Raw genomic sequence first — 23,448 nt, forward strand, 5'->3', positions numbered from 1 at the left:
GGTGGCGGACTCGGTAGCGGCGCGGCAGCGCGCTACCGCCCCTCCGGCATCGGCAACGGCTGCTGACTCACCCGCTCCCGCAACCATGTGGCCGCCTTGCCCAGCGGCCGCTGCTTGTGCCAGACGATTTCCATCGCCACGGGCCAGTCCTGGTCCTGGAAGGTCAGCTGCGGCGATACCAGCCCGGCAGCGGCGGGCGAGTTGGCCGCCACGTGCCAAGGCACGAACGCCCAGCCGAGCTTGCGCTTGACCAGTTCGACGATCACCCACTGGCTTTCCACCCACCAGACTTCGGCCGCCACACGCAGCCGTTTCTTTTCCTCGCTGTCGCTGCGCGTGGCCACCATCAACTGCCGGTAGCGTTTCAACTCTTCGAAGTCCACGCGCGGCTGGGCGGCAAGGGGATGGTCGGGCGCGCAGATGATCGGCATCGGCACCCAGCCCAGCGCATGGAAGCCGAGTTCGGGCGGCAGGATCTCCTGGCGCCACATGATGCCGAGGTCCGCGCACTGGCTCAGCACCAGCCGGCTCACGTCCTCCATCAGCGGAAACAGCAGTTCGAGTTCGACCGACGGGAAGCGCTGCGAGAACTCGTCGAGCAGCACGCCAAGGGTCTCTTCCGGATATAGCTCGTCGACGGCCAGCGTGAGGCGGGACTCGACACCTTCGCCCAGGCTCTTGGCGACGCCCCGAAAGTGCTCGCAACGCTCCAGAATCACACGCGCCTCAACCAGCAACCGCTCGCCGGCCGGCGTCAGGACCGGGTAACGGGCGGTGCGGTCGAACAGCGCGTTGCCGAGGTCGATCTCCAGATTGGCGACGGCGGCGCTGACGACGGACTGTGCCTTGCCAAGTTGGCGGGCCGCCGCGGAGAACGATCCGGTTTCGGCCGCGGCGGCAAAGGCTTGCAACTGTTCGAGGGACAGGCTCATGGTGTGCGTTCTCGTTGGCTTTCTCCCCTCTCGCACAAGCAGGAGGGGGCAGGCGGGGACAGACGGGGGGAAAGCCGGTCGCAGGGGAATCCCCTTCTATCGGAATAACCGATACTACCCAACTTGCGATTAGCTGTCGCACCGATAGAATGCGCTCCATCGTTTCACAAAGGAGAGCTTCATGCGCACCACCGCAGACCGGATCCGTCACACCGTCGGTTTCGAGCTGATCGGGTTGCTGATCTTCGCCCCGCTTGCCAGCCTGGTATTTGGCTACGCGCTGCACCAGATGGGTCTGGTGGGCGCGGTCGCGTCACTGATCGCTGCCGTCTGGAACTACGTCTACAACATCCTCTTCGACCGCGGGATGCTGCGCTTCACCGGCCAGCTCCGGAAGACGCCGGCGATTCGCGTGCTGCACGCGATCCTGTTCGAGGGTGGCCTGCTGCTCGTGTTCCTGCCGTCGGTGGCGTGGTACCTCGACATGACCCTGCTCGACGCGTTCATCATGGACATCGCCGTGGCCGGCTTCTACATGGTCTACGCGCTGATCTACAACTGGGTCTATGACGCGGTCTTCCCGATCCCTGGCCTCAAGGCGAAGGAGGATAGCCAGCCTGCCGATTGCCCGTCGGCCAATTAGGAACCGTGGAAATCCGACCGTGCGACGCGCGGTCGACCTCAGCAACAAAATGCGGCCGGAAACGGTCGAAAACGGCCGCATTCACGTCATCCATCGGGCATGGGCCATGCGTTAACATGAGCGCCATGCCAATCCGCCCCTCCCTGCTCCGCCGCAGCCTGTCTCCCGTTATCGCAACGGCCGCGCTGCTCGCCTTCGGCCTGACTGGAGCCCAGGCCAAACCCGTCAAATCCGTCAAAGCCACCAAACCGTCGGTCCAGCGCGTCAGTGCAGAAGCCGCGGACCCGGCCGCCGCGCGCACCGGCCTGCCCGCCACTGTCACCACGGCGCTGCGCCGCGCGCATGTGCCGCTGTCGGCGGCAAGCTTCTACGTGATCAAGGTCGGCGCGCCGCGCCCGCGTGTGAGCTGGAACGCCGAGGCGCCGATGAACCCGGCGTCGACGATGAAGCTGGTCACCACGTTCGCCGGCCTGCAATTGCTCGGGCCCGACTATCGCTGGCTCACTTCGCTCTACGCCGATGGCCAGCCGGGTCCGGACGGGGTGATCAACGGCAACGTCTATCTGCGCGGCCGGGGAGACCCGAAGCTGGTGCCCGAGGAGATGGCCAAGCTGGTCACCACGGCGCGATCGACTGGCGCGACGGCCATCAACGGCGATCTCGTGCTCGACCGCAGCTTCTTCGCGGATACCCAGGACAACAGCTACACGATCGATGGCGAGACGCAACGCGCCTACAACGTCAATCCTGATGCGCTGCTTTATGCCTTCAAGACGCTCACCTTCACGATCACGCCCGACGCCGCCGGCCGCGCCGTCGACGTGGCCGTCACGCCGGCGCTGGCGCAATTGCGTGTGGATAACCGCCTGACGCTGGTCAACGGCCGTTGCGGTGACTGGCGCGCACGTGCCAACCCAAGCATCACGCCGCAGTCAGACGGCACCATCGTCGCCGCGTTCGACGGCAACTACTCCGCCGATTGTGGCGAACACGTGGTCAACCTGGCCACGCTCTCGCACAGCGATTTCATCTGGGGCGGCTTCGTGGCCGAATGGCAGGCGGCGGGTGGCCGCTTCGTGCGTCCGCCCGGGCTGCGCGGCGGCACGGTGCCGCGCAGCGCGTTCCTGCTGGCGCGGCACTACGGCCAGCCGCTCGGCGAGATCGTGCGCGACATCAACAAGTTCTCGAACAACGTGATGGCACGTCAGCTCTTCCTGACGATTGGCGCGGAGATCGACCGGAGCGGCCCGGCCAGCACCGAGAAGTCGACACGCGTGATCAAGCGCTGGCTATCGCGCCAGGGGCTGGACATGCCGGATCTGGTACTGGAGAACGGCTCGGGATTGTCACGCGAGGAACGGATCAGCGCTTATGACATGGCGCGTCTGCTGCAACAGGCACTGGCCAGCAATGTTGGGCCGGTGCTGATGGACTCCCTGCCGATCCTCGGCGTGGATGGCACCCTGCGCAATCGCCTGACCCGGGCCAATGCGGCCGGCAATGCCTACCTGAAGACGGGCACACTGCAGGACGTACGCGCGCTGGCGGGCTACGTCGACGCGCTCGACGGGCAGCGTTATGTGGTGGTGGCGTATATCAATCACCCGAACGCATCGGGAGCGCAGGAGGCGCACGATGCGTTGATGCAGTGGGTGTATAAGGGCACGCCTTGAGGTGAGGGTTTTGTGACAGGCGTGGTGGGGGGCTGGAGCGCCTGGCCTTCCCCTCGCCTTCCCCCCAACCTCAGCAATCCTCGAACGCAGCCGCGGCGCGACCCAAACGGTCCCGCACCCCGTCCCACTCGAGACTTTCCGGCAAGGGTTCGAACACCAGCCGCTGGAATCCTTCCTTGTCGAGCCGGCGCAACAGCCGGTACAACTCCTGCGCGTAAGCATCCGGCGTGGCCGGTGCTTCAACGAACGTGCAGCGCGGATCGCTGGTTGCCGGCGCGCGACCCACCCAAGCCAGCCTGCCATCGGCGGACAGCCCATGCAGGTACTGCGGCAAGGCGTCCGCCTGGGCCAGCGTCAGCGTGGTGCGGGGCGCGTAATGGGCCTTGAGCGTGCCCGATGCGCGCGGCGCGGCGGCGTCCGGCGGTAGCGGCATGGTGCCGAGCACGTCGGCCATCATCGCCGCCGTGATCGCGCCCGGGCGCAGCAGCACCGGGCCAGCCGTATCCAGGCGGGACAGATCAACGATCGACGATTCGATGCCAACGTCCACGCCATCGCCTTCGAGCACATAGACCGATCCACCGAACTCGTCGCGCACATGCTCGGCCGTGGTCGGGCTGACCTGGCCGAACTTGTTGGCCGATGGCGCAGCAATGCCGCCCCGGCCACGGCGGAAGCGCGACAGCAGCGCCTGCGCCACCGGATGCGACGGGCAGCGCAAGCCGATGCTGTCCTGCCCACCGGCAACCGCTGCCGGGATGTGGGCGGCCCGCTTCAGGATGATCGTCAGCGGACCGGGCCAGAACGCATCGATCAGCTTCCGCGCGGCGTCGGGTACGTCGTCGCTCCAGTAGCCGACATCGGCGCCATCGACCACGTGAACGATCACCGGATGGTTCGACGGTCGGCCCTTGGCGGCGAAGATACGCGCCACGGCTTCAGGGTTCTCGGCATCGGCACCGAGACCGTAGACGGTCTCGGTCGGGAAGGCCACCAGCTCGCCGGCTTCGAGCAGGCGGACGGCTTCGTCCAGCTCCGCGGCGGTGGGCATACGTGAGGACATCGCGAACTACCGGTTTCAGCTGGGGATCTGCAGCGCCTTGGCGGCGGCATCGAACGTGCGGTCAGCCGCTTCGGCATGGTCGCCAACGCAGTTCACGTGTCCCATCTTGCGCGACGGGCGCGCATCGTTCTTGCCGTAGAGGTGCAGCTTGGCGCCGGGCTGCGCCAGCACCTCATCCCACGCTGGCGTACGCTCCAGGCCGAACTCGAACCAGCAGTCGCCAAGCAGGTTCAGCATCTTGCCGGCCGAATGCTGGCGGGTGCTGCCCAGCGGCAGGCGAGCCATCGCGCGGACCTGTTGCTCGAACTGGCTGGTCTCGCAGGCATCCATCGTGATGTGCCCCGAGTTGTGCGGGCGCGGCGCCATTTCATTGGCCACCAGCGTGCCATCGGTCAGCACGAAGAATTCGATGCAAAGCACGCCGACGTAGCCCATTTCCGAAGCAATCGTCGCCGCGGCGTTGCGGGCGCGTTGGGAAATATCGTCCGACACGCTCGTCGAAGGCATCGTCGTCGAAAACAGGATGCCATCGCGGTGCACGTTCTCGGCCAGCGGCCACGTGGCGGTGGAGCCATCGGCGGCACGCGCGGCCAGCACCGACACCTCGTACGCCAGCGGCAGCATCCGCTCGAGCACGCACGGCACATGCTGCATGGCCTTCCATGCGACGCGCACGTCCTCGCGCGACTTCACGCGCGCCTGGCCCTTGCCGTCGTAGCCCATCCGCGCGGTCTTCAGGATGCCCGGCAGCACTTCGTCAGGCAGCCGGTCCACATCGGCATCGTGCTGGATCACCCAGTGCGGGGCCGGCGGCACGCCGGTACGGTCCGCGCAGGAGGCGAAGAACTTCTTTTCGCCGATGCGGTTCTGCGCGATCGACACGCAGTAGCCGCGCGGCGCGACGAACACGCCGGCTTCCTCCAGACGCTCGAGCGAGATCGACGGCACGTTCTCGAACTCGGTGCTCACCGCCTCGCACAGGCTGGACAGTTCGGCCAGCGCCGCATCGTCGGTGTATGCCGCGCAGATGTGCCGGTCGGCCACGGAGCCGGCCGGGCTGTCCTGGTCCGGATCGAGCACGCACACACGGTACCCCATCGACTGCGCCGCGTGCGTGAACATGCGGCCAAGCTGGCCGCCGCCGAGCATGCCGAGCCAGGCGCCCGGCAGGATCGGCGAGTTCGGACTGTCCACGCCGAACTCGGCGCGCGACTCGGGGGTATGCGCTTCGGACAGGTGGGGATGGATATCGGTCGGCATGGCTCAGGCTACGGTGAGACTTCAGAAAGTTATACGGGCAGCGTCATCGCGCGCGCGGCTTCGGTCTGCTTTGCGCGGAACGCTTCCAGCGCGCTGGCCAGCGCGTCGTCGGTGGTGGCCAGCGTGGCGATCGCGTGCAGCGCTGCGTTGGCGGCGCCAGCCTCACCGATGGCGAAGGTGGCCACGGGCACACCCTTCGGCATCTGCACGATCGACAACAGCGAGTCCTCGCCGCGCAGGTACTTCGACGGCACCGGCACGCCGAACACCGGCACGATAGTCTTGGCGGCGATCATGCCCGGCAGGTGCGCGGCACCGCCGGCGCCGGCGATGATCGCGCGGATGCCACGGCCGCGCGCCGCTTCGGCATAGCGGAACATGTCATCGGCCATCCGGTGCGCCGATACCACCTGCGCTTCGAACGGCACGTTGAAATCCTTGAGCATGGCCACGGCGTGCTGCATCACGTCCCAATCGGAACTGCTGCCCATCACCACGCCAACCACAGGCTTCGATTCGTTGCTCATCGTCAATTACCTTTCCTGCTCTTACTGCAGCGCTTCGCCGGTCAGGCGGGTCAGCGCTTCCTTGTACTTGTCGGCGGTCTTCTGCACCACGTCTTCCGGCAGCTTCGGCGCCGGCGCGGTCTTCGGCCAAGGCTTGCCGTCGATGCGCACGGCTTCGAGCCAGTCACGCACGAACTGCTTGTCGAACGACGGCGGGTTGGTGCCCACCTGATACGAATCGGCCGGCCAGAAGCGCGACGAATCGGCCGTCAGCACTTCGTCCATCAGCGTCAGCGTGCCGTTCTCGTCCAGACCGAACTCAAACTTTGTGTCGGCGATGATGATGCCGCGCGTGGCGGCGTAGTCGGCGGCTTCCTTGTACAGGCGGATCGAGATGTCACGCATCTTCGCGGCCAGTTCCTTGCCGATGCGGGCCTCGACTTCATCGAACGAGATGTTCTCGTCGTGCTCGCCCATCTCGGCCTTGGCCGCCGGCGTGAAGATCGGCTCGGGCAGCTTCTGCGCGTTCTGCAGGCCGGCCGGCAGCGCGATACCGCACACCTTGCCCGTGGCCTGGTAGTCCTTCCAGCCACTGCCAGCCAGGTAGCCGCGCACCACCGCTTCCACCAGGATCGGCTTCAGGCGCTTGACCACCACAGCACGGCCCTTCACCTGCTCCACCTCGTTCGGCGCCACCACGGACTCAGCGGTCACGTCGGTCTCATGGTTCGGCACGATGTGCGCGAGCTTCTTGAACCAGAAGTTGGCCATCTGGTTCAGCACGCGGCCCTTGGCCGGAATCGGCTCGCCCAGGATCACGTCGAAGGCCGACAGACGGTCGGTGGTCACGATCAGCAGCTTGTCGTCGCCGACAGCGTAGTTATCGCGGACCTTGCCTTTGCCGAGCAGCGGCAGGGACTGGATGGAGGATTCGTAGAGGGCGTCGGACATGGTGTGAAAACGGCTGCGGCTGAAAAACAAGCGGGGCTTCGAGCGCGATGCGAAGCCCCATGAAGAAGCAAAGCCCCGCACCAGGCGGGGCAACGACACAATTTACTGCACGACCTGGGCGAGCTTGCCGGCCTTGTACTGCTGGGCAACGTCGGTCAGCGACACGGCCTTGATCTTGCTGGCCTGGCCTTCGCAACCGAAGGCGATGTAGCGGGCCTTGCACACGAGCTTGGCGGCTTCGCGGGCCGGCTTCAGGTACTCGCGCGGGTCGAACTTGCTCGGGTTCTCCACGAAGAAGCGGCGGATCGCGCCGGTCATCGCCAGACGGATGTCGGTGTCGATGTTGATCTTGCGCACGCCGTACTTGATCGCTTCCTGGATTTCTTCCACGGGCACGCCGTACGTTTCCTTCATGTCGCCACCGAACTGGCGGATTTCGGCCAGCAGTTCCTGCGGCACCGACGACGAACCGTGCATCACCAGGTGAGTGTTCGGAATGCGGGCGTGGATTTCCTTGATGCGCCCGATGGCCAGGATGTCGCCCGTGGGCTTGCGCGTGAACTTGTACGCGCCGTGCGAGGTGCCGATGGCGATGGCCAGCGCGTCGAGCTGGGTGGCCTTGACGAAGTCGGCGGCCTGCTCCGGATCGGTCAGCAGCATCGAGTGATCGAGCTTGCCTTCGGCGCCAATGCCGTCTTCCTCGCCGGCTTCACCGGTTTCCAGCGAGCCCAGGCAACCCAGTTCGCCTTCCACGGTCACGCCCAGCGCGTGGGCCATCTGCACAACCTTCCGGGTCACGTCGACGTTGTACTCGTAGTCCGACGGGGTCTTGCCGTCTTCCTTCAGCGAGCCATCCATCATCACCGACGAGAAGTTCAGGTCGATGGCGGCCTTGCAGATCGCCGGCGACTGGCCGTGATCCTGGTGCATCACCACCGGGATGTGCGGATAGGCTTCCACGGCAGCTTCGATCAGGTGACGCAGGAAGTGCTCGCCAGCGTATTTGCGCGCGCCTGCCGAGGCCTGCATGATCACCGGGGCGTTGACCTCGTCGGCGGCCTGCATGATGGCCTGAACCTGTTCGAGGTTGTTCACGTTGAAAGCCGGCAGACCGTAGTTGTTCTCGGCGGCATGGTCCAGCAACTGGCGCATGGATACGAGTGGCATGTCTAACTCCTGAATGTAAATAGCTTGGGGTATTTCTGAATTCTTGTCGTTGCTGCGCCAGACAGGCTCGCGCATCGGGCGCGGTCATGTCTGTCTGGCGCGCCACATGGGGCGCGCGTCCTACCGGGTGCCCACCCTCACGATCTTGAGCGTATTCGTGCCGCCGGGCTGGCCCATCGGCTCGCCGATCGTCAGCACGATGAAATCGCCGCGCTGCACCACGCCCTGGGACAGCAGCAGTTCCTCGGCCTGCTCAAGCGCCACGTCGCGGTCCGCGCTCGACTGCAGCGGCAGCGGCACCACATTGCGATAGAGCTGCATCTTGCGTTGCGACGCCAGGTTCGGCGTCATCGCGTAGATCGGCACATGGATGCGGTGACGGCTCATCCACAGCGCCGTGGCGCCGGAATCGGTCAACGCCGCGATCGCCTTGACACCTAGATGATAGGCGGTGAACAGCGCACCCATTGCGATCGACTGGTCGATCCGCGCGAAGGTCTGGTTCAGGAAGTCGGTGTCGAGCTGCACCACCTCCGATTTCTCGGCTTCCAGACAGATCGCGGCCATGGCTTCGACTGTTTCCACCGGATAGCGGCCGGCAGCGGTCTCGGCCGACGTCATCACGGCGTCGGTGCCATCGAGCACGGCGTTGGCCACGTCGGACACTTCGGCCCGCGTCGGCACCGGGTTGACGATCATGCTCTCCATCATCTGGGTGGCGGTGATCGTCAGCTTGTTGGCCTCTCGGGCCAGCTTGATCATGCGCTTCTGCAGCGCGGGCACGGCGGCGTTGCCAACTTCGACGGCCAGGTCGCCACGCGCCACCATGATGCCGTCCGACGCCAGCAGGATTTCCTCGAGCACGCCCGGACGAATCGCCTCGGCCCGCTCGATCTTCGCGATCATGCGCGCCTTGTGGTTGTGCGGCTGGCCTGCCACGTTGGTGAGCTGGCGGGCCATTTCCATGTCGGTGGCGTTCTTCGGGAAGCTCACGGCCACGTAGTCCGCGCCCAGCGCCATGGCGGTCTTGATGTCCTCCATGTCCTTGGCGGTCAGCGCCGGCGCCGACAGGCCGCCACCCTGACGATTGATGCCCTTGTTGTTGGACAGCTCGCCACCGATACGCACCGTGGTGAAGATCTCGTTGCCGAGCACGCGGTCCACCACCAGCACGATCAGACCGTCGTTGAGCAGGAGCAGGTCGCCCGGGCCCACATCGCGCGGCAGATCCTTGTAGTCCAGGCCCACGCGCTCCTGATTGCCCATCTGGCAGGCCGAATCGAGGATGAACGCATCGCCCGGCTTGAGCGTGATCTTGCCGTTCTCGAACTTGCCCACGCGGATCTTGGGGCCCTGCAGGTCGGCCATGATGGCCACCTCGCGCCCACAGGCCGCCGCCGCCTCACGCACCAGGGCGGCGCGATCGATATGGTCCTGCGCGGTGCCGTGTGAGAAGTTGAGGCGCACCACATCGACCCCTGCTCCGATCATGCGGGTCAACACTTCCAGCGTGCTGGATGCGGGGCCAATCGTGGCGACGATCTTGGTGGAACGTGTCATGCGGGCGGCTTCCTTGGTGGGGGGCGCTTGGTTTTTCTGGAAACTGGCCGGACGGGGGTGTCCCGCGCCGGCCTGTCGGGTCATCAGCCTGCGGCGCGCTGTTCCAGCACTTCGAATGCGGGCAGCTTCCTGCCTTCCAGGAACTCCAGGAAGGCGCCGCCGCCGGTCGAGATATACCCGACGCGATCGGCGATGCCGTACTTGGCGATGGCGGCCAGCGTGTCGCCGCCACCTGCGATCGAGAATGCCTTCGACGTGGCGATGGCTTCGGCCAGCACCTTGGTGCCGTTGCCGAACTGATCGAATTCGAACACACCGACCGGACCGTTCCAGACGATCGTGCCGGCAGCCTTGAGCTGGTCGGCCAGCATCGCGGCGGTCTTCGGGCCGATGTCGAGGATCATGTCGTCGTCGGTAACGTCCTTGACGTCCTTGACCGTCGCGGCAGCCGTGGCGCTGAATTCCTTGGCGCAGACCACGTCGACGGGAATTGGCACCGATGCGCCGCGCGCGGCCATGATGTCGATAATCGTCTTGGCGTCACCCACGAGGTCGGCCTCGGCCAGCGACTTGCCGATCTTCAGGCCAGCGGCCAGCATGAACGTGTTGGCGATGCCGCCGCCGACGATCAGGTTGTCCACCTTGTCAGCCAGGGCCTTCAGGATGGTGAGCTTGGTCGAAACCTTCGAGCCGGCCACGATGGCCACCAGCGGACGTGCCGGCTGGCCCAGCGCGCGGCCCAGCGCGTCGATCTCGGCGGCCAGCAGCGGGCCGGCGCAGGCGATCGGGGCGAACTTGGCGATACCGTGGGTGGTGGCCTCGGCGCGGTGGGCGGTGCCGAACGCGTCGTTCACGTAGACGTCACAGAGCTTGGCCATCTTCTGGGCCAGCTCGTCGCTGTTCTTCTTCTCGCCCTTGTTCACGCGGCAGTTTTCCAGCAGCACGATCTGGCCAGGCGCCACCTCGACGCCGTCGACCCAGTTCTGGACCAGTTTTACCGGCTTGCCGAGCAGTTCGGACAGGCGCGTGGCAATCGGTGCCAGCGAATCTTCGGGCTTGAACTCGCCCTCGGTCGGACGGCCCAGGTGCGACGTCACCATGACGGCCGCGCCGGCGTCCAGGCAGGCCTGAATGGCCGGCACCGACGCGCGGATGCGGGTGTCTTCGGTGATATTGCCTGCGTCGTCTTGCGGCACGTTCAGGTCGGCACGGATGAACACACGTTTGCCGGAGATTTTGCCTTGGGAAATGAGATCGGTAAGACGCAGGACAGAGGTCATGGCGATAAGAGCGGGACGTGGGCGGCATGCGCCGCCCGTGGAAATCGGGAAAACCGCCATTTTACCTGATCGTTACTACCGTACGACGCGATCTGCCCGTTTCGCGGCATATCCGTCACATGCCATGCCCAGTCGGGAACATCCCCTACCGAAGGGGGGGCACCCGATTGCACGCTCAACAACCGGGTTGGAGTAATGTACGCGTTAATGTACTAAACGTATGCATGGCCAGACACTCACGGCAATTCTGGTGGTTTTAGTACATCACTGCAGGTCCGGCGCAACCGGACCATAAGAAATATGACCCGCGGACCCGGGACACCCCCGGTTACCAAGAGGCCAAGAATAAGCGTGGCGAATGCAAGGGGGTAGTCTGAAATGGATCAAGCGACCATGCATGGCGCGATCCGGGGGCTTTACGAGGGCATCCTGGACCCGGCAGCCTGGCAGCAAAGTCTGCGTGCGTTAACGGCAATCGCCGGCACGACGCACGCCTCCATGATGGTATGGGACACGGTCCGCGACCAGGTGACCGTCAACGAGGTGGTCAACCCGGTCGAGGAATTGTTTCTCGCCTATGAAAACGATTTCCAGGCCATGGACCCGGCCAAGGCGCGTCATCCGTTCTATGGCGAGTTCTTCCACAAGTTCGAATTGGGTTCGTACATGGCCTGCCTGGTAGAGCGCCAGCCGCACTACGAGGTTTACTTCTCGATGCAGCGCTCGCTGGCGCAGGGCAACTTCAGCGGCGATGACGCGCAGCGGCTTGACTGGGTGGTACCGCACATGCGCAGCGCGATCGCGATCCGCGACCGCACGCTGGCGCTGTCGACGATGACCACGCTGGCGACGCGGCTGATCGAACGACTGGCATTCGCCGTGGCCATCTATTCGCCCGACCGGCGGCTGCTGCTGGCCAATACGGCTGGTGAACGCTGGGCACGCCGGCTCGACCCGTTGGGCAAGACCACCGAGTGGCAGCTTTCGCGCAGCTTCATGGAGATGCTGCACGGCGCCTGCGATCCCGCAAAACCGCAGGCCGCCATGGCGGCCCGTGCCACCGGTCCGAATGGCAGCCAGGCCGAAGTGCTGGTGCTGCCCCTGCCAGCCAGCCACGCCTTTGCCTCGACATGGCAGACCCCCGCAGCGCTGGTCGTCGTGCATGAGGCGGGCGCCCCATCGGTGCTGCTCGACTCGGTCATGCGCAACCTGTACGGCCTGACACCCGCCGAGACCCGGTTGGTCGCGCGGCTGGCCACGGGCGAAGGGTTGCCCGAAGCCAGCCGGCAGATGCGCATCCGGCACGAGACCGCGCGCACCCAGCTCAAGGCGATCTTCCTCAAGACCGGCTGCACCAGCCAGGCACAGCTGACGCACTTGCTGACGCGACTCGCCGCCACGCTCGACGGAGGTTGATCGAGTGATGGTGACAGAGGACATGCACGAGACCATTCGGGGTCTCTATCAAGGCGTTCTGGAACCGCAGGCCTGGCAGCGCAGTCTGTCCGCGCTATGCGACCTCAGCCAGAGCGAGCGCGCCTCGCTCCTGGTTTTCGACCCCGCGAGCGGCAGTGTGCGCGTGCGGCAGACGGCCGCGCTTGCTGCCCTTGCCTCGCAGGCAACGCCCCACGATTCGCCGCAAACGCTTTCCTTCAACGAACGGCTGAACGTGGGCGGTTGGTTCATTCATCGACGCGACACGGGATTCGCTGCAACCCTCGGCGCCTTTCCGCAGGAGGACATCGCCGGCGTCGCACCCGCTTCCATGATGACCTGCCTGATCGACCGGCAGCCCGGCCACGAGATCTACCTGTCGCTGCAGCGTCCGGCCGGCGCCGATGGTTTTCTGGAAGCCGATGCCCGCGCCCTGGACTGGATCATTCCGCACCTGCGCGAAGCAGTGGCCATGCGCGACCGCGCCCAGGCCGCCAGCACGCATGGCCGCGTGTCAGCCAATCTGCTGAACCAGTTGCCATTCGGCGTGATCGTCTTCACGGCTGCTGGCGAGCCACTGCTGGCCAATGCGGCAGGCGAGCCGTGGATAGGCCGGCTGATGCCGATACGCGCGGACGGCGCCGCCGACGGCACGCTGGCACCGGCTGGACAAGGCTGGCGGCTCTCGAAGCCGTTCCACGAAGTCATGCGCGGGCTCACCGATGCGGGCGCGCCGCTGGAGGCTGGCGCCATTCACGCCGTGAGCACGGACGGCCACGAGGCCCAGATCGTTGCGATGCGACTGACGCCGGGCACGCCGTTGTCCTCGGCATGTCTCGGGCAGCCCCTGCTGGTGGCGATTCACGAAAGCCACGGCACGCCGCGGGCGGTGCCCACCGTGCTGCGCGATCTCTACGGCCTGACGCCAGCGGAAACGCGGCTCGCCGCGCTGCTGACCACAGGCATCGGCCTGCCGGAGGCGAGCATCCAGCTCAGCATCAAGCGCGAGACGGGCCGGTCCCAGCTCAAGTCGATCTTCACCAAGACCAACACGAGCACGCAGGCGCAGCTTGCTCACCTGCTCACGCGACTGGGCAGCGTGCTGGCCGAACCAGTCAGGTAGCAGCCCGGTGGCAGCCCGGTGGCAGGTTGGGGGCCGGCGCTGCCGGCCTGCTCAGCCGAGCAGGCGCAGCGCGGTGTAGACCCCCATGCCGACGACGATCATGCCGACCATGCGCTTCGTGAGCAGATAGCAGGCGGTGGCCGCAATGCCGGCCATCAGCTTGTCGTTGGTCGGCGAGAACGAGAAATGCCCTTCGAAGCTCAGGAACTCGGGCAGGATGATCGCTGCCAGCGCGGCGGCTGGCGCGTAGCGCAGCGCGCGCTGGATACGATCGGGAACGGTCACGTGCTCGCCTGCCATCAGGAACAGCGCGCGCGTCACTATCGTGACCAGCGTCATGCCGATGATCGAGATCCAGATTTCGAGGTGGCTCATGTCTGGTCTCCGGCCTGGGGTTGCGCGGACTTGCGCGCGCGAATGCCACGCAGCGTGGCGCGAGCGGCCATCTCATCGCTGGCCATGCCCGCCGCGATTGCCCCGATGACCGCCACCACCAGCCCCAGCCGGTACGGCAGGGCGAAACACAGCAGCGCCAGGACCGAGGACACCGCCACGGCCAGCAACGTCGAGCGCGAATTGATCGTGGAAACCATCACCGGGATCAGCGCCATCATGCCGGCCAGCGCCAGCCCCCAGCTATCGGGGAACAGGCTCGCCAGCAGGATGCCGATGATCGACGATACCTGCCACGTGACGCAGTTGAAGAGCGCCATGCCCCAGAAATACCCTTCCTTGCCCGGCGCGTAGCCCGGCTCGGTGTAGCGCTGCATGAAGTAGACAAAATGCAGATCGCCATTGAAGAAGCCAAGCACGGTCCGGCGCCATAGCGGCAGGTAGCTGAAATGCGGCTGTAGCGCCGCGCTGAAGATCACGAAGCGCAGGTTGACCACGGCGCTGGTCAGCAGCACGGTCCAGATCGGCATGCCGGCGGCGAACAGCGGCAGTACGGCCAGTTGCGCGGACCCCGCATAGACCAGCAGCGACATGCCGATCGCCTCCGGCACGGTCAGCGCCGACTTGCTCATCGCCACCCCTGTGACCAGCCCCCAGGAAAAAATCGCGGGCTGGAAACGGGCGAAGAAGCGCGCGCCCTCGAGAAAGGCATCGCGCTCCACCTCGGCGAAGCGATGCCAAAGGCGCTGCCACACCGGGGACAATGGTCGGGGTGTCATGACTTGGATGTGAAGAGGAGACGCAACGGCAGCCCGTCTGTCGTGGCTTGGCCGTCTTGAAGGACCATCGGCCACGCAGTGCGTGGCCGACAGCGAAAGAGCCATTATAGGCGTGTGACAGCCGCTGGTAAGTGGCGGCTTAAAAGTGTTGTTTCGGGGTCAATCCGCGGGCGTCGACATCCCGGTTTCAGGCGGGGCGTCCGGCGGTCGGCGCCACCGTCACGGGCTCGGCTGCGGCCTGCTGTTTCGCCTCGCCGTCATCGCCGCCACCAGCCTGGCCCAGATCGATACCGGACGTTTCCGGCAACATCGCGGCGGACACCATCACCAGCGCATAGCCAACGCCCGCCACCATCGCGATCGCCAGCGCCAGCGTCGTGCGGCCGCTGTTGAGCCAGCCTACCGCCAGCGGGAAGAACGAGCCGATCACGCGGCCGAGGTTGTACGACACACCATAGCCCGTGGCGCGGATGCTGCTCGGATACGACTCGGAGATCGTCGCGCCGATGCCCGAGAACACGCCCTGCATCAGCACGCCGAGCGGGAAGCCGAGGAACAGCATCGACGTGTTCGACACCGGGATGACCATGTAGATCATCGCCATCACGAACGCGCCCGCCGCGAAAGCCATGTAGGTCAGGCGTCGGCCCCAGCGGTCCGTTGCGTACGCGCCGGCCACGTAGCCCACCAGCGAGCCAAGGATCGTCACCGCCAGGTAGGAACTCGTGCCGAACACCGACAGGCCGCGCTCGGTCTTCAGGAACGTCGGCAGCCATGTGGCGATGGCGTAGTACGCGCCCAGCATCCCGCCCGAAAGCAGGCTGCACAGCACCGTCTTGCGCAGCAGCGGGCCCCGGAACACGCGCGCGAGATCGGCCGCCGCAGATACGTTGCCGCGTTCCGCGCGGCTCTTGAGAAAGACCTCGGGTTCCTGCAGGTTACGGCGCAGATAGACCACCACCAGCGCCGGCAGGATGCCCAGGAAGAAACAGACGCGCCACGCCACTTCCGGCTCGAACAGGTTGAACGTGATCGCGTAGGCAATGGCCGCGCCACCCCAGCCGAACGAATAGCTGCTGGCTGTGAAGCCCGAGTACTTGCCGCGGTGCGCGGGATTCCGGATCAGCTCGGTCACCAGCACCATGCACAGCGACGACTCGCCGCCGAAACCCAGCCCCTGCAGCATGCGGAACATCATGAGCTGTTCGGGCGAGGTGGAGATACCGCACAGGAAGCACGACACCGCGAACACCAGAATCGTCCAGCGAAGCACGCGCACGCGGCCGAAGCGGTCCGCCAGCAGTCCCGCGCCGATCGCGCCGATCAGTGATGACACCAGCGTCCACGTGACGATAGCGCCCGCCATCGACTTGCTCATGCCCCACTGGGCCAGCAGCGTGGAAATCAGGAACGAATAGATCATGAAGTCGAACACGTCGACCGCATGACCCAGGAAGGCGCCGTAGAACCCCTTGCGCTCGGCGCGCGACAACTCTCTGAACCAGTCCAGCATGGTCTTTCTCCCCTTTTACCGTTGTGAACTTGCGTGTCAGGCGCGCGGCTGGCGGAACACGTGGCCGGCTGCCTCAAGCTGCTGCGCGAACCGCAGCGATGTCAGGTCGCCAAACCGGCGCGCCACGATCTGCACGCCTACCGGCAACCCATCGCTGGCCGGACCGATCGGCGCCACCGTGGACGGCAATCCACATAGCCCCGAATGGCCGGCCCAGAACAACTGCGACGTCAGCGGCCATGCCGTGCCGTTCACGTCGATCGTCCGCTGCCACGGTTCGCCGGCCTCGTCGAGCGGGAACGCCGTGGTCGAGGCCGCCGGGCACAGCAGCACGTCGTAGTCGGCGAAGAATCGCTCCCACGCGTCCGCGAACCGGGCGCGCGCGTGTTGCAGCAATAGCCAGTCGCGATGACTCAGCGTGGCGCCAGAGAACTGCAGCGTGGCGTAGTCTTCGTCGTTGCCGGCATCGCCTGCCTTGGCGAGCGCGTCGGCGAATGCCGCATCGTCCATGTAGAGCGAAGTGGTGGCACGCAGTAGCAGCACATAGGTGCGCCAAAGCGCTGCCGCATCGAAGTCCGGTCGTACGTTCCAGTCCACGCGCACGCCCTGCCCGGCCAGCCAGTGACCAAGGCCCTCGATCGCGCCGCTCACCGTGGCATCGACCTCCGCCAACGGATGCGTGGGCAGCATGGCCACGCGAAAATCGCCCAGCCGGGCGTGATCGCACGCCGGCAGATCGAGTTTCCAGGCGGGAAATTCGGCCGCGTCGGGGCCGGCGATGGCACGCAGGATCAGTTCGAGGTCATACGCGCTCCGGGCCACGGGGCCGGCCACGTTGATGTCCTGCCCGGCAAACCCTGCCGCCGCGTTGCCGTGGCCACGCAGCGGCACGATGCCGTGGCTGCTCTTGTGCGAGAACACCCCGCAGTAGTGCGCCGGGTTGCGCAGCGACGAACCGATATCCGAGCCAATGTCGAAATAGCTCATGCCGGCGCAGACCGCCGCCGCGCTGCCGCCGGAAGACCCGCCCGGCGTGCGCGACAGGTCGTGCGGATTGCGCGTGGTGCCATAGATCGCGTTGTAGCTCTGCCAGTCGCGCAGCCCGAGCGGCACATTGGTCTTGCCGAGCAACACGGCGCCCTGGGCACGCAGCCGCTCGACCACCACCGCATCGCTGCCGGCCTGATGCGCGCGCCGCGCGGGGCTGCCGCAGGTAGTCGGCCAGCCAGCCACGTCGAAGGACTCCTTGATCGAGAACGGAATGCCATCAAGCGGCCCGAGCGCCTGCCCGGCCCGACGGCGCGCATCGCTCTGCCTGGCGGCGTGACGGGCGGCCTCGAAATCCGCCAGCACCATTGCATTGATGTCGCCATTGCGGGCGGCCCAGGCCGCGTGGCAGGCATCGACCAGCGCCTGCGCGGTGGTCTCGCCGCGCGCGAGTTGCGCGGCCGCCTGGTGAACCGGATGAAAGCTCGCCTCGGGCTGAACGGCGTCAGCCGGAGACAGGTCTGGCAGGGTCACGGTAGCTCCGTTGTCATCTTGGACCGAGCCCATCAGGCTTGGGGCGGTGGGTCGGTCTGTGGGGGCGATTGGAGAAGCAATCGGTATACTATATTCACAACACCACAGACCACAAGGCAGTATTTGTGCCAGGGTGGATGCACCGCAACAAGGCAGGAAAAGGGAAATGAGGGGAAATCAGGTGACGGATTGATGGTGCGATGCACCATGCATGGGAGCCGTTTTGTATACCGTTTGGTGCCTGAGCGGCGTATCGCTCATCGCCGCAGCAGCCCTACCAGTTCATCGACATCGGGCAACGGCACATCGCGGCCGATCGCCTCGCCATCCATCGCGTCGAGCACGCCGTCCGCCAGCGCCCGCTTGCCCTGGTGGAGATCGACGATGCGCTCCTCGATCGTGCCGGCCGCGATCAGCCGGTAGACCGTGACCGGCCGCTGCTGGCCGATGCGGTGCGCGCGGCCCATCGCCTGATCCTCGGCAGCCGGGTTCCACCAGGGATCGGCAATCACGATGTAGTCGGCGGCGGTCAGGTTCAGGCCGAACCCGCCTGCCTTCAGGCTGATCAGGAACACATCGCCCTCGCCCGCCTGGAATGCCGCCACGCGTCGCGTGCGCTCGCCGGCCGGTGTCGCGCCGTCGAGGTACTGCCACGCCAGACCCGCGTCAACGAGCGCCTGCCGCAGCATCTGCAGGAAATCGACGAACTGGCTGAAGACCAGCGTCTTATGCCCGTTGGCGGCCAGCGTGGCCGCCAGTTCGGCGAATGCCCGCACCTTGGCGCCGGGCTGCCCTACATCGGGCGTGACCAGTCGTGGATCGCACGCGGCACGGCGCATCCGCATCAACTGGGCAAGCACATGGATGCGCGCCTCGGGCTCGGTCATGGCCGCAGGCGCCTTCTTGTCCTTGCGCGGACGCAGCAGCGCCCGTTCCGCCTCGGAAAGCGCCTGCCGGCGCAGCGCCTCGTAGTGGGCGGCTTCCGTGGGCTCGGGCGTGACGCGAATCACCAGCTCCGTGCGCGGCGGCAATTCATCGAGGACCTGCGCCTTGGTCCGGCGCAACACGAACGGGGCAATCATGCGCCGTAGCCGCTGACGCGGATCGCGTGCGCCGCTGCGCTCGATCGGATTCGCGAAATGCTCGTTGAAGCGTGCCAGCGAGCCAAGCAACCCCGGCACGCAGAAGCGCATCACGGCCCAGAGTTCGGCAAGACGGTTTTCCACCGGTGTACCGGAAAGCGCGATGCGACATTGGGCCGGCAGCGCGAACATCGCCTGTGCGCGGCGCGAGGACGGATTCTTGAACGACTGCGCCTCGTCAGCCACGACCGTATGCCAGTGACGGTCGCAGAAAGCCTTGCGGGCCTGTTGCAGCAGGTTGTACGAGACGATCACCAGATCGTGCGCGGCGGCCTGCCCGACGATCGCCTCGCGGTCGCCCTCGGCATAGACGTGAACCCGCAACGCCGGGGCGAAGCGACGCGCCTCTGCGGCCCAGTTGCCGCAGACCGAGGTTGGCGCGACAACCAGGGCCGGGCCGCCCGCCGCCCGCGCCAGCAGCACGGCCAGCGACTGCAGCGTCTTGCCCAGGCCCATGTCATCGGCCAGGCATGCGCCAAAGCCGGCCTCTGCCAGCGACATCATCCAGCGGAAGCCTTCGAGCTGATACGGCCGCAACTCCGCCACCAGCGTCGGCGGCAGCGGCGCATCGCGACCGCGCGCGGCACGCAGTTGCTTCACGCGGGTGCGGAAGTGCGCGTCGGGGTCGATACCGGCGCCAGCCAGCACGTCGTCGAGCCAGGGCGCGGCCACCAGCGGCACACGGATGCCGTCGCGGACACCATCGCCCACGCCGGCCAGATCGCGCAGCCGGTCGCGCAACTGGCGGGTCAGCGCCACGTAGACGCCGTGCGCCATCGGCATGAAGCGGCCCGCATGGCCGTGCGCCCACGCGACCAGCTTTTCGAGCGAGATCACCAGCCCCTCGGCCACGCGCAGTTCGCCCACGAGCTTGAACCATTCGCTGCCGGTCTCCACGCTGACGGCAAGCTGCGCGATATCAGCCGGCAAGACGCGCAACTCACGGCCACGCGGCCATTCGAGATCGATCACGCCGGTCAGCCCTGGCAACACCTCGATGGCGGTCAGCGCGTCCTCGGGATCGTCCAGCGTCCAGGTGTGCTCGCCGCCTGCGGGGGCCTGCTGCACGAGGAACGGCAACGCCTCGAATACCTCGGCCACGTGCGCGTGCTCGGCATCGAGATCGCGGTACGTCACGTGCGTCTCGCCGCCAATCGTCGCCATCAGTTGCGCGCGGCCGTGGCCCGGCGCGAGCCTGGGCCCGAGCACGCCAAGCGGCGTCACCACCAGCCGCAGGCTGATGCCGCGCCCAACCGGCGCCACCTCGGCACGCAGCCGCGACTCCGGATCGCGCTCGCGTGCCTCGCCCGAGCTGTCGGCGTGAATCTGGAAGTGGCCCGCCAGCGCGCGCAACGTGCTGTCGAGCCGCGCCTGGGCATCGGCCGGCACGGAGAGCCCGCCTGCGATGAGCTTGGCCGCGCCCTGCTGCGCCGGCGTGAAGCGGACCACGCGCAGCCGGCGCGGACCATCCTGCAGCACAGTGATCTGGCGCAGCGATTCGGCCTCCTGACGCGCGGCGGCGGGCAGGAAGTCCTCCATGGCCAGCGCCTCGCGCAGCGGCGGCACGATCCGCAGCACGTAGCGGTCGCCCTCGCGCACCGCCTCGAGCGAAGGCGCGGACTCGACCACTTCCATTGGCACCGTCGGCGCATGGGACAGCACCACGGCCGGATGCCCCACCAGCGCCACCACGGCGGCGGCGCGGTCCAGCACGTGACGCCGGTTGCGCGATGCGTCCCGTCGAATGGCACGGGCGACGCGGACATCCCACTGTGGCAGGGTGTCGTCCTCGGCCACACGGGCCAGCGGCACCGGCCTGGGCTTGCTCCAGCCACGCGCCCCGTGAGTCTGCTCCAGCGGCTCGATCGTCCCGACCACACCGTCGGCATCGAGGGTCAGCGCCCAGAGCAGGCGGCGTCCGTCACGGGGGCCGGCGGCTTCATCCACGCCCCCCGCCAACGCTTCAAGTGCGCCAAGCGTGGCCTGCCAGCCGCCATCCGCGACGGAATCGGCATCATGATCGGCACGCTCGACGGGGAGTTCGGGTTGGGACACGCGGCTGCGGAACGGTGGAATGTCGGAAGGTGCGATTGTAGAACGCTCTATCCGCCGCCCTTCGTTGGCACGCAAGGACGCGCGGCTTACAATGGTGCCTTTGCGACATTTACCTGGGCTGCAGAGGGAGACGACCATGTCGATGGCAGATCGCGACGGCAAGATCTGGATGGATGGCAAGCTGATTGAGTGGCGTGACGCAAAGATTCACGTACTCACGCACACGCTGCATTACGGCATGGGCGTATTTGAAGGCGTACGCGCCTACAAAACGCCGGAAGGCACCGCGATTTTCCGCCTCAAGGAGCACACGCGCCGCCTGTTCAACTCTGCCAAGATCTTCCAGATGGCCATGCCGTTCGACGAGGCCACGCTCGAAGCCGCCCAGCGCGAAGTTGTGCGCGCCAACAACCTTGAGTCGTGCTATATCCGTCCGCTGGTGTGGATCGGCTCCGAAAAGCTCGGCGTGTCGGCCAAGGGCAACACGATCCACGTAGCCATCGCCGCCTGGCCCTGGGGCGCGTATCTGGGCGAGGAAGGCATGGAGCGCGGCATCCGCGTGAAGACCTCGTCGTTCACGCGCCATCACGTGAATGTGTCGCTGGTACGCGCCAAGGCATCGGGCTACTACATCAACTCGATCCTGGCCAACCAGGAAGCCACCGGCCTGGGCTACGACGAAGCCCTGCTGCTGGATACCGAAGGCTACGTGAGCGAAGGCTCTGGCGAGAATGTGTTCATCGTGCGCAACGGCGTGATCTACACGCCGGACCTGGCCTCGTGCCTGGACGGCATCACGCGCGACGCCACGCTGACAATCGCCCGTGACCTCGGCATCGAGGTGCGCGAGAAGCGCATCACGCGTGACGAGATGTACTGCGCTGACGAAGCGTTCTTCACCGGCACCGCCGCCGAAGTGACGCCGATCCGCGAGCTGGACGACCGCGTCATCGGCGAAGGCCGCCGCGGCCCCGTTACCAAGCGCATCCAGGACGCGTTCTTCGCGGCCGTGGGTGGCACCGACGAAAAGTACAAGAAGTGGCTGACGCTGGTCTGATCGACCGCGCCAACCCTGCATTTCCAATTGACATCCCTGCAAGACAGAAAAGCAACACTATGACTCAAACCGCATCCGTCGTAGAAATCGGCGCAGAAGACATGCCGCTGCATTGCCCCACGGCCAACACCCCGGCATGGAACTACCATCCCCGCGTCTTCCTGGACGTGGCGGACACTGGCGAGGTCAGGTGCCCGTACTGCGGCACCGTGTACAAGCTCAAGCCGGGCACCGTGCTGAAGGGTCATCACTGACCCGCCCGGCCCTCGCCAATTCCTGTCGTTTCGAACTGACGCCCCGGGCCGCCCAGCGCCCCGGGGCGTTGACATGCCCGGGCACCGCATCACAGGGCCACGCAATACCCACAATATGAGAAAAGCCCTCGTCATTGCCCCGAACTGGATCGGCGACGCGCTGATGGCGCAGCCGCTGTTCGCGTTGCTCAAGGCCCGTCACCCGCAACTGGTGATCGACGCGCTCGCCCCCAAATGGGTGGCGCCCGTGCTGGCGCGCATGCCGGAGATCGGCAAGGTCTTCCCGACCGATCTGGCACACGGCAAGCTGCAATTGAGCGCGCGCCTGCTGTTCGCGCAACAGCTCAAGCACGAAGGCTACGACATGGCCTACGTGCTGCCGAATTCGCTAAAGTCCGCGCTGATTCCGTTTCTGGCCGGCATTCCACTGCGCATCGGCTATCGGGGCGAAGCACGCTTCGGCATGCTCAACGTGCGCCACGCCAATCCGCCGCGTGACAAGCGGCCGCCGATGGTGGAGCACTACGCGCGTCTGGCGCTGAAGCCCGGCGCCCGCCTGCCCGAGTCGATTCCCGACCCGAAGCTCAAGAGCGATCCCAGGCGCATGACCGCCACGGCCGAGCGCTTCGGCATCGCGCCGGGCACGCGTCTGATCTCGTTCTGCCCGGGCGCGGAGTTCGGCCCGGCCAAGCGCTGGCCGGCCGCGCACTTCGCCGCGCTGGCGCAGATGCTGCGCCGCTCGTTCCCTTACGCGCAGATCATCGCGCTCGGCTCGGCCAAGGATGCCGAGATCGCCGACGAGATCGTCAAAGGCGCGCCGTTCGTCAGGAATCTGTGCGGTCAGACATCGCTCGACGATGCCGTGGACCTGTTGGCGCTCTCAGAGGCCGCGGTCTGCAACGACTCGGGCCTGATGCACGTCACCGCCGCCCTGAACCGGCCGCAGGTAGCCGTTTTCGGCTCCAGCGATCCGCGCCACACCCCCCCGCTGTCACAGGCAGCGAGTATCATGTGGCTTCAACTCGAGTGCAGTCCCTGCTTCAAGCGCGAGTGCCCGCTCGGCCACCTGCGCTGCCTGAAGGAGATCGAGCCCGAAATGGTATTCGTCGAGCTGCGCAAGCTCCTGCACCGCCCCTGACTCA

General features: G+C 66.3%; 20 protein-coding genes. 7 read left to right on the forward strand and 13 right to left on the reverse strand.

What is annotated here, in order from left to right; translation table 11 throughout:
- Window positions 1–32: 32 nt before the first annotated feature.
- The gene (locus tag RN01_RS09060) at window positions 33–932 is read right to left on the reverse strand and encodes a LysR family transcriptional regulator (protein ID WP_017513146.1); all 900 of its coding nucleotides are present in this window, start codon (window positions 930–932) and stop codon (window positions 33–35) included.
- Between the two features lie 181 nt (window positions 933–1,113).
- Between RN01_RS09060 and RN01_RS09065 the strand changes: the two genes are divergently transcribed.
- Window positions 1,114–1,575 (forward strand): PACE efflux transporter, encoded by a 462-nt coding sequence (locus tag RN01_RS09065; RefSeq protein ID WP_017513147.1) that lies wholly within the window; start codon window positions 1,114–1,116, stop codon window positions 1,573–1,575.
- A gap of 116 nt (window positions 1,576–1,691) precedes the next feature.
- On the forward strand, window positions 1,692–3,248 hold the full coding sequence (gene dacB, locus RN01_RS09070; RefSeq protein ID WP_024569452.1) for a D-alanyl-D-alanine carboxypeptidase/D-alanyl-D-alanine-endopeptidase: 1,557 nt from the start codon (window positions 1,692–1,694) through the stop codon (window positions 3,246–3,248).
- A 70-nt stretch (window positions 3,249–3,318) separates the two neighbouring features.
- Here the strand turns inward: dacB and RN01_RS09075 are convergent, their stop codons facing one another.
- The 7 genes from RN01_RS09075 to RN01_RS09105 form a co-directional block, all read right to left on the reverse strand.
- Window positions 3,319–4,311, reverse strand: coding sequence for an L-threonylcarbamoyladenylate synthase (locus RN01_RS09075; protein ID WP_024569453.1), 993 nt, complete (start codon window positions 4,309–4,311; stop codon window positions 3,319–3,321).
- 15 nt (window positions 4,312–4,326) lie between these two features.
- Window positions 4,327–5,571, reverse strand: a complete 1,245-nt coding sequence (locus RN01_RS09080) for a 5-(carboxyamino)imidazole ribonucleotide synthase (protein ID WP_024569454.1) — start codon at window positions 5,569–5,571, stop codon at window positions 4,327–4,329.
- 29 nt (window positions 5,572–5,600) lie between these two features.
- A complete protein-coding gene (purE, locus tag RN01_RS09085; protein WP_008652146.1) occupies window positions 5,601–6,098 on the reverse strand; it encodes a 5-(carboxyamino)imidazole ribonucleotide mutase in 498 nt (165 codons plus the stop codon).
- A 21-nt stretch (window positions 6,099–6,119) separates the two neighbouring features.
- Window positions 6,120–7,028 carry a phosphoribosylaminoimidazolesuccinocarboxamide synthase gene (locus RN01_RS09090; RefSeq protein ID WP_008652147.1) on the reverse strand — a complete coding sequence of 303 codons (909 nt, stop codon included), beginning with the start codon at window positions 7,026–7,028 and terminating at the stop codon, window positions 6,120–6,122.
- Between the two features lie 102 nt (window positions 7,029–7,130).
- On the reverse strand, window positions 7,131–8,195 hold the full coding sequence (fba, locus tag RN01_RS09095) for a class II fructose-bisphosphate aldolase (protein WP_008652148.1): 1,065 nt from the start codon (window positions 8,193–8,195) through the stop codon (window positions 7,131–7,133).
- 120 nt (window positions 8,196–8,315) lie between these two features.
- Window positions 8,316–9,755, reverse strand: a complete 1,440-nt coding sequence (pyk, locus tag RN01_RS09100; RefSeq protein WP_008652150.1) for a pyruvate kinase — start codon at window positions 9,753–9,755, stop codon at window positions 8,316–8,318.
- 83 nt (window positions 9,756–9,838) lie between these two features.
- Window positions 9,839–11,035, reverse strand: a complete 1,197-nt coding sequence (locus tag RN01_RS09105) for a phosphoglycerate kinase (RefSeq protein ID WP_017512860.1) — start codon at window positions 11,033–11,035, stop codon at window positions 9,839–9,841.
- Window positions 11,036–11,413: 378 nt separating this feature from the next.
- Here RN01_RS09105 and RN01_RS09110 point away from each other — a divergent pair, with 378 nt between their 5' ends.
- Both RN01_RS09110 and RN01_RS09115 read left to right on the forward strand, forming a co-directional pair.
- A complete protein-coding gene (locus tag RN01_RS09110) occupies window positions 11,414–12,451 on the forward strand; it encodes a helix-turn-helix transcriptional regulator (RefSeq protein WP_029699978.1) in 1,038 nt (345 codons plus the stop codon).
- Window positions 12,452–12,473: 22 nt separating this feature from the next.
- The gene (locus RN01_RS09115; protein WP_223277306.1) at window positions 12,474–13,592 is read left to right on the forward strand and encodes a helix-turn-helix transcriptional regulator; all 1,119 of its coding nucleotides are present in this window, start codon (window positions 12,474–12,476) and stop codon (window positions 13,590–13,592) included.
- 51 nt (window positions 13,593–13,643) lie between these two features.
- On the opposite strand, the gene RN01_RS09120 is transcribed toward RN01_RS09115, so the two are convergent.
- The 5 genes from RN01_RS09120 to RN01_RS09140 form a co-directional block, all read right to left on the reverse strand.
- On the reverse strand, window positions 13,644–13,967 hold the full coding sequence (locus RN01_RS09120; protein ID WP_008652154.1) for an AzlD domain-containing protein: 324 nt from the start codon (window positions 13,965–13,967) through the stop codon (window positions 13,644–13,646).
- Window positions 13,964–14,764: an AzlC family ABC transporter permease gene (locus RN01_RS09125; protein ID WP_039016666.1), complete on the reverse strand. Its 801-nt coding sequence runs from the start codon at window positions 14,762–14,764 to the stop codon at window positions 13,964–13,966. Before RN01_RS09125 ends, RN01_RS09120 begins: the two co-directional genes overlap by 4 nt.
- A gap of 187 nt (window positions 14,765–14,951) precedes the next feature.
- A complete protein-coding gene (locus RN01_RS09130; protein ID WP_017515450.1) occupies window positions 14,952–16,277 on the reverse strand; it encodes an MFS transporter in 1,326 nt (441 codons plus the stop codon).
- 36 nt (window positions 16,278–16,313) lie between these two features.
- The gene (locus RN01_RS09135) at window positions 16,314–17,831 is read right to left on the reverse strand and encodes an amidase (protein WP_024569455.1); all 1,518 of its coding nucleotides are present in this window, start codon (window positions 17,829–17,831) and stop codon (window positions 16,314–16,316) included.
- A 224-nt stretch (window positions 17,832–18,055) separates the two neighbouring features.
- Window positions 18,056–20,995: a DEAD/DEAH box helicase gene (locus RN01_RS09140; protein ID WP_024569456.1), complete on the reverse strand. Its 2,940-nt coding sequence runs from the start codon at window positions 20,993–20,995 to the stop codon at window positions 18,056–18,058.
- Between the two features lie 136 nt (window positions 20,996–21,131).
- Here RN01_RS09140 and RN01_RS09145 point away from each other — a divergent pair, with 136 nt between their 5' ends.
- The 3 genes from RN01_RS09145 (at window position 21,132) to waaF (ending at window position 23,444) form a co-directional block, all read left to right on the forward strand.
- Entirely contained in the window at window positions 21,132–22,052 is a 921-nt protein-coding gene (locus tag RN01_RS09145; RefSeq protein WP_008652626.1) for a branched-chain amino acid transaminase, read from the forward strand.
- 59 nt (window positions 22,053–22,111) lie between these two features.
- A complete protein-coding gene (locus tag RN01_RS09150; RefSeq protein WP_008652632.1) occupies window positions 22,112–22,306 on the forward strand; it encodes a zinc-finger domain-containing protein in 195 nt (64 codons plus the stop codon).
- A gap of 115 nt (window positions 22,307–22,421) precedes the next feature.
- Window positions 22,422–23,444: a lipopolysaccharide heptosyltransferase II gene (waaF, locus tag RN01_RS09155; RefSeq protein ID WP_017514456.1), complete on the forward strand. Its 1,023-nt coding sequence runs from the start codon at window positions 22,422–22,424 to the stop codon at window positions 23,442–23,444.
- Window positions 23,445–23,448 lie beyond the last annotated feature (4 nt).

Origin of the sequence: Cupriavidus sp. SHE, from assembly GCF_000812445.1 — a bacterium.
Lineage (GTDB): Bacteria > Pseudomonadota > Gammaproteobacteria > Burkholderiales > Burkholderiaceae > Cupriavidus > Cupriavidus metallidurans.

Excerpts from the sequence above, each read along its gene's own strand:
- RN01_RS09075 (WP_024569453.1), bottom strand. The coding sequence starts at position 4,311 with ATGTCCTCACGTATGCCCACCGCCGCGGAGCTGGACGAAGCCGTCCGC.
- RN01_RS09105 (WP_017512860.1), bottom strand. The coding sequence starts at position 11,035 with ATGACCTCTGTCCTGCGTCTTACCGATCTCATTTCCCAAGGCAAAATC.
- RN01_RS09115 (WP_223277306.1), top strand. The coding sequence starts at position 12,474 with ATGCACGAGACCATTCGGGGTCTCTATCAAGGCGTTCTGGAACCGCAG.
- RN01_RS09150 (WP_008652632.1), top strand. The coding sequence starts at position 22,112 with ATGACTCAAACCGCATCCGTCGTAGAAATCGGCGCAGAAGACATGCCG.
- RN01_RS09065 (WP_017513147.1), top strand. The coding sequence starts at position 1,114 with ATGCGCACCACCGCAGACCGGATCCGTCACACCGTCGGTTTCGAGCTG.
- RN01_RS09130 (WP_017515450.1), bottom strand. The coding sequence starts at position 16,277 with ATGCTGGACTGGTTCAGAGAGTTGTCGCGCGCCGAGCGCAAGGGGTTC.
- waaF (WP_017514456.1), top strand. The coding sequence starts at position 22,422 with ATGAGAAAAGCCCTCGTCATTGCCCCGAACTGGATCGGCGACGCGCTG.
- RN01_RS09135 (WP_024569455.1), bottom strand. The coding sequence starts at position 17,831 with ATGGGCTCGGTCCAAGATGACAACGGAGCTACCGTGACCCTGCCAGAC.
- RN01_RS09145 (WP_008652626.1), top strand. The coding sequence starts at position 21,132 with ATGTCGATGGCAGATCGCGACGGCAAGATCTGGATGGATGGCAAGCTG.
- pyk (WP_008652150.1), bottom strand. The coding sequence starts at position 9,755 with ATGACACGTTCCACCAAGATCGTCGCCACGATTGGCCCCGCATCCAGC.
- fba (WP_008652148.1), bottom strand. The coding sequence starts at position 8,195 with ATGCCACTCGTATCCATGCGCCAGTTGCTGGACCATGCCGCCGAGAAC.
- dacB (WP_024569452.1), top strand. The coding sequence starts at position 1,692 with ATGAGCGCCATGCCAATCCGCCCCTCCCTGCTCCGCCGCAGCCTGTCT.
- RN01_RS09120 (WP_008652154.1), bottom strand. The coding sequence starts at position 13,967 with ATGAGCCACCTCGAAATCTGGATCTCGATCATCGGCATGACGCTGGTC.
- RN01_RS09080 (WP_024569454.1), bottom strand. The coding sequence starts at position 5,571 with ATGCCGACCGATATCCATCCCCACCTGTCCGAAGCGCATACCCCCGAG.
- RN01_RS09125 (WP_039016666.1), bottom strand. The coding sequence starts at position 14,764 with ATGACACCCCGACCATTGTCCCCGGTGTGGCAGCGCCTTTGGCATCGC.
- purE (WP_008652146.1), bottom strand. The coding sequence starts at position 6,098 with ATGAGCAACGAATCGAAGCCTGTGGTTGGCGTGGTGATGGGCAGCAGT.
- RN01_RS09060 (WP_017513146.1), bottom strand. The coding sequence starts at position 932 with ATGAGCCTGTCCCTCGAACAGTTGCAAGCCTTTGCCGCCGCGGCCGAA.
- RN01_RS09110 (WP_029699978.1), top strand. The coding sequence starts at position 11,414 with ATGGATCAAGCGACCATGCATGGCGCGATCCGGGGGCTTTACGAGGGC.
- RN01_RS09090 (WP_008652147.1), bottom strand. The coding sequence starts at position 7,028 with ATGTCCGACGCCCTCTACGAATCCTCCATCCAGTCCCTGCCGCTGCTC.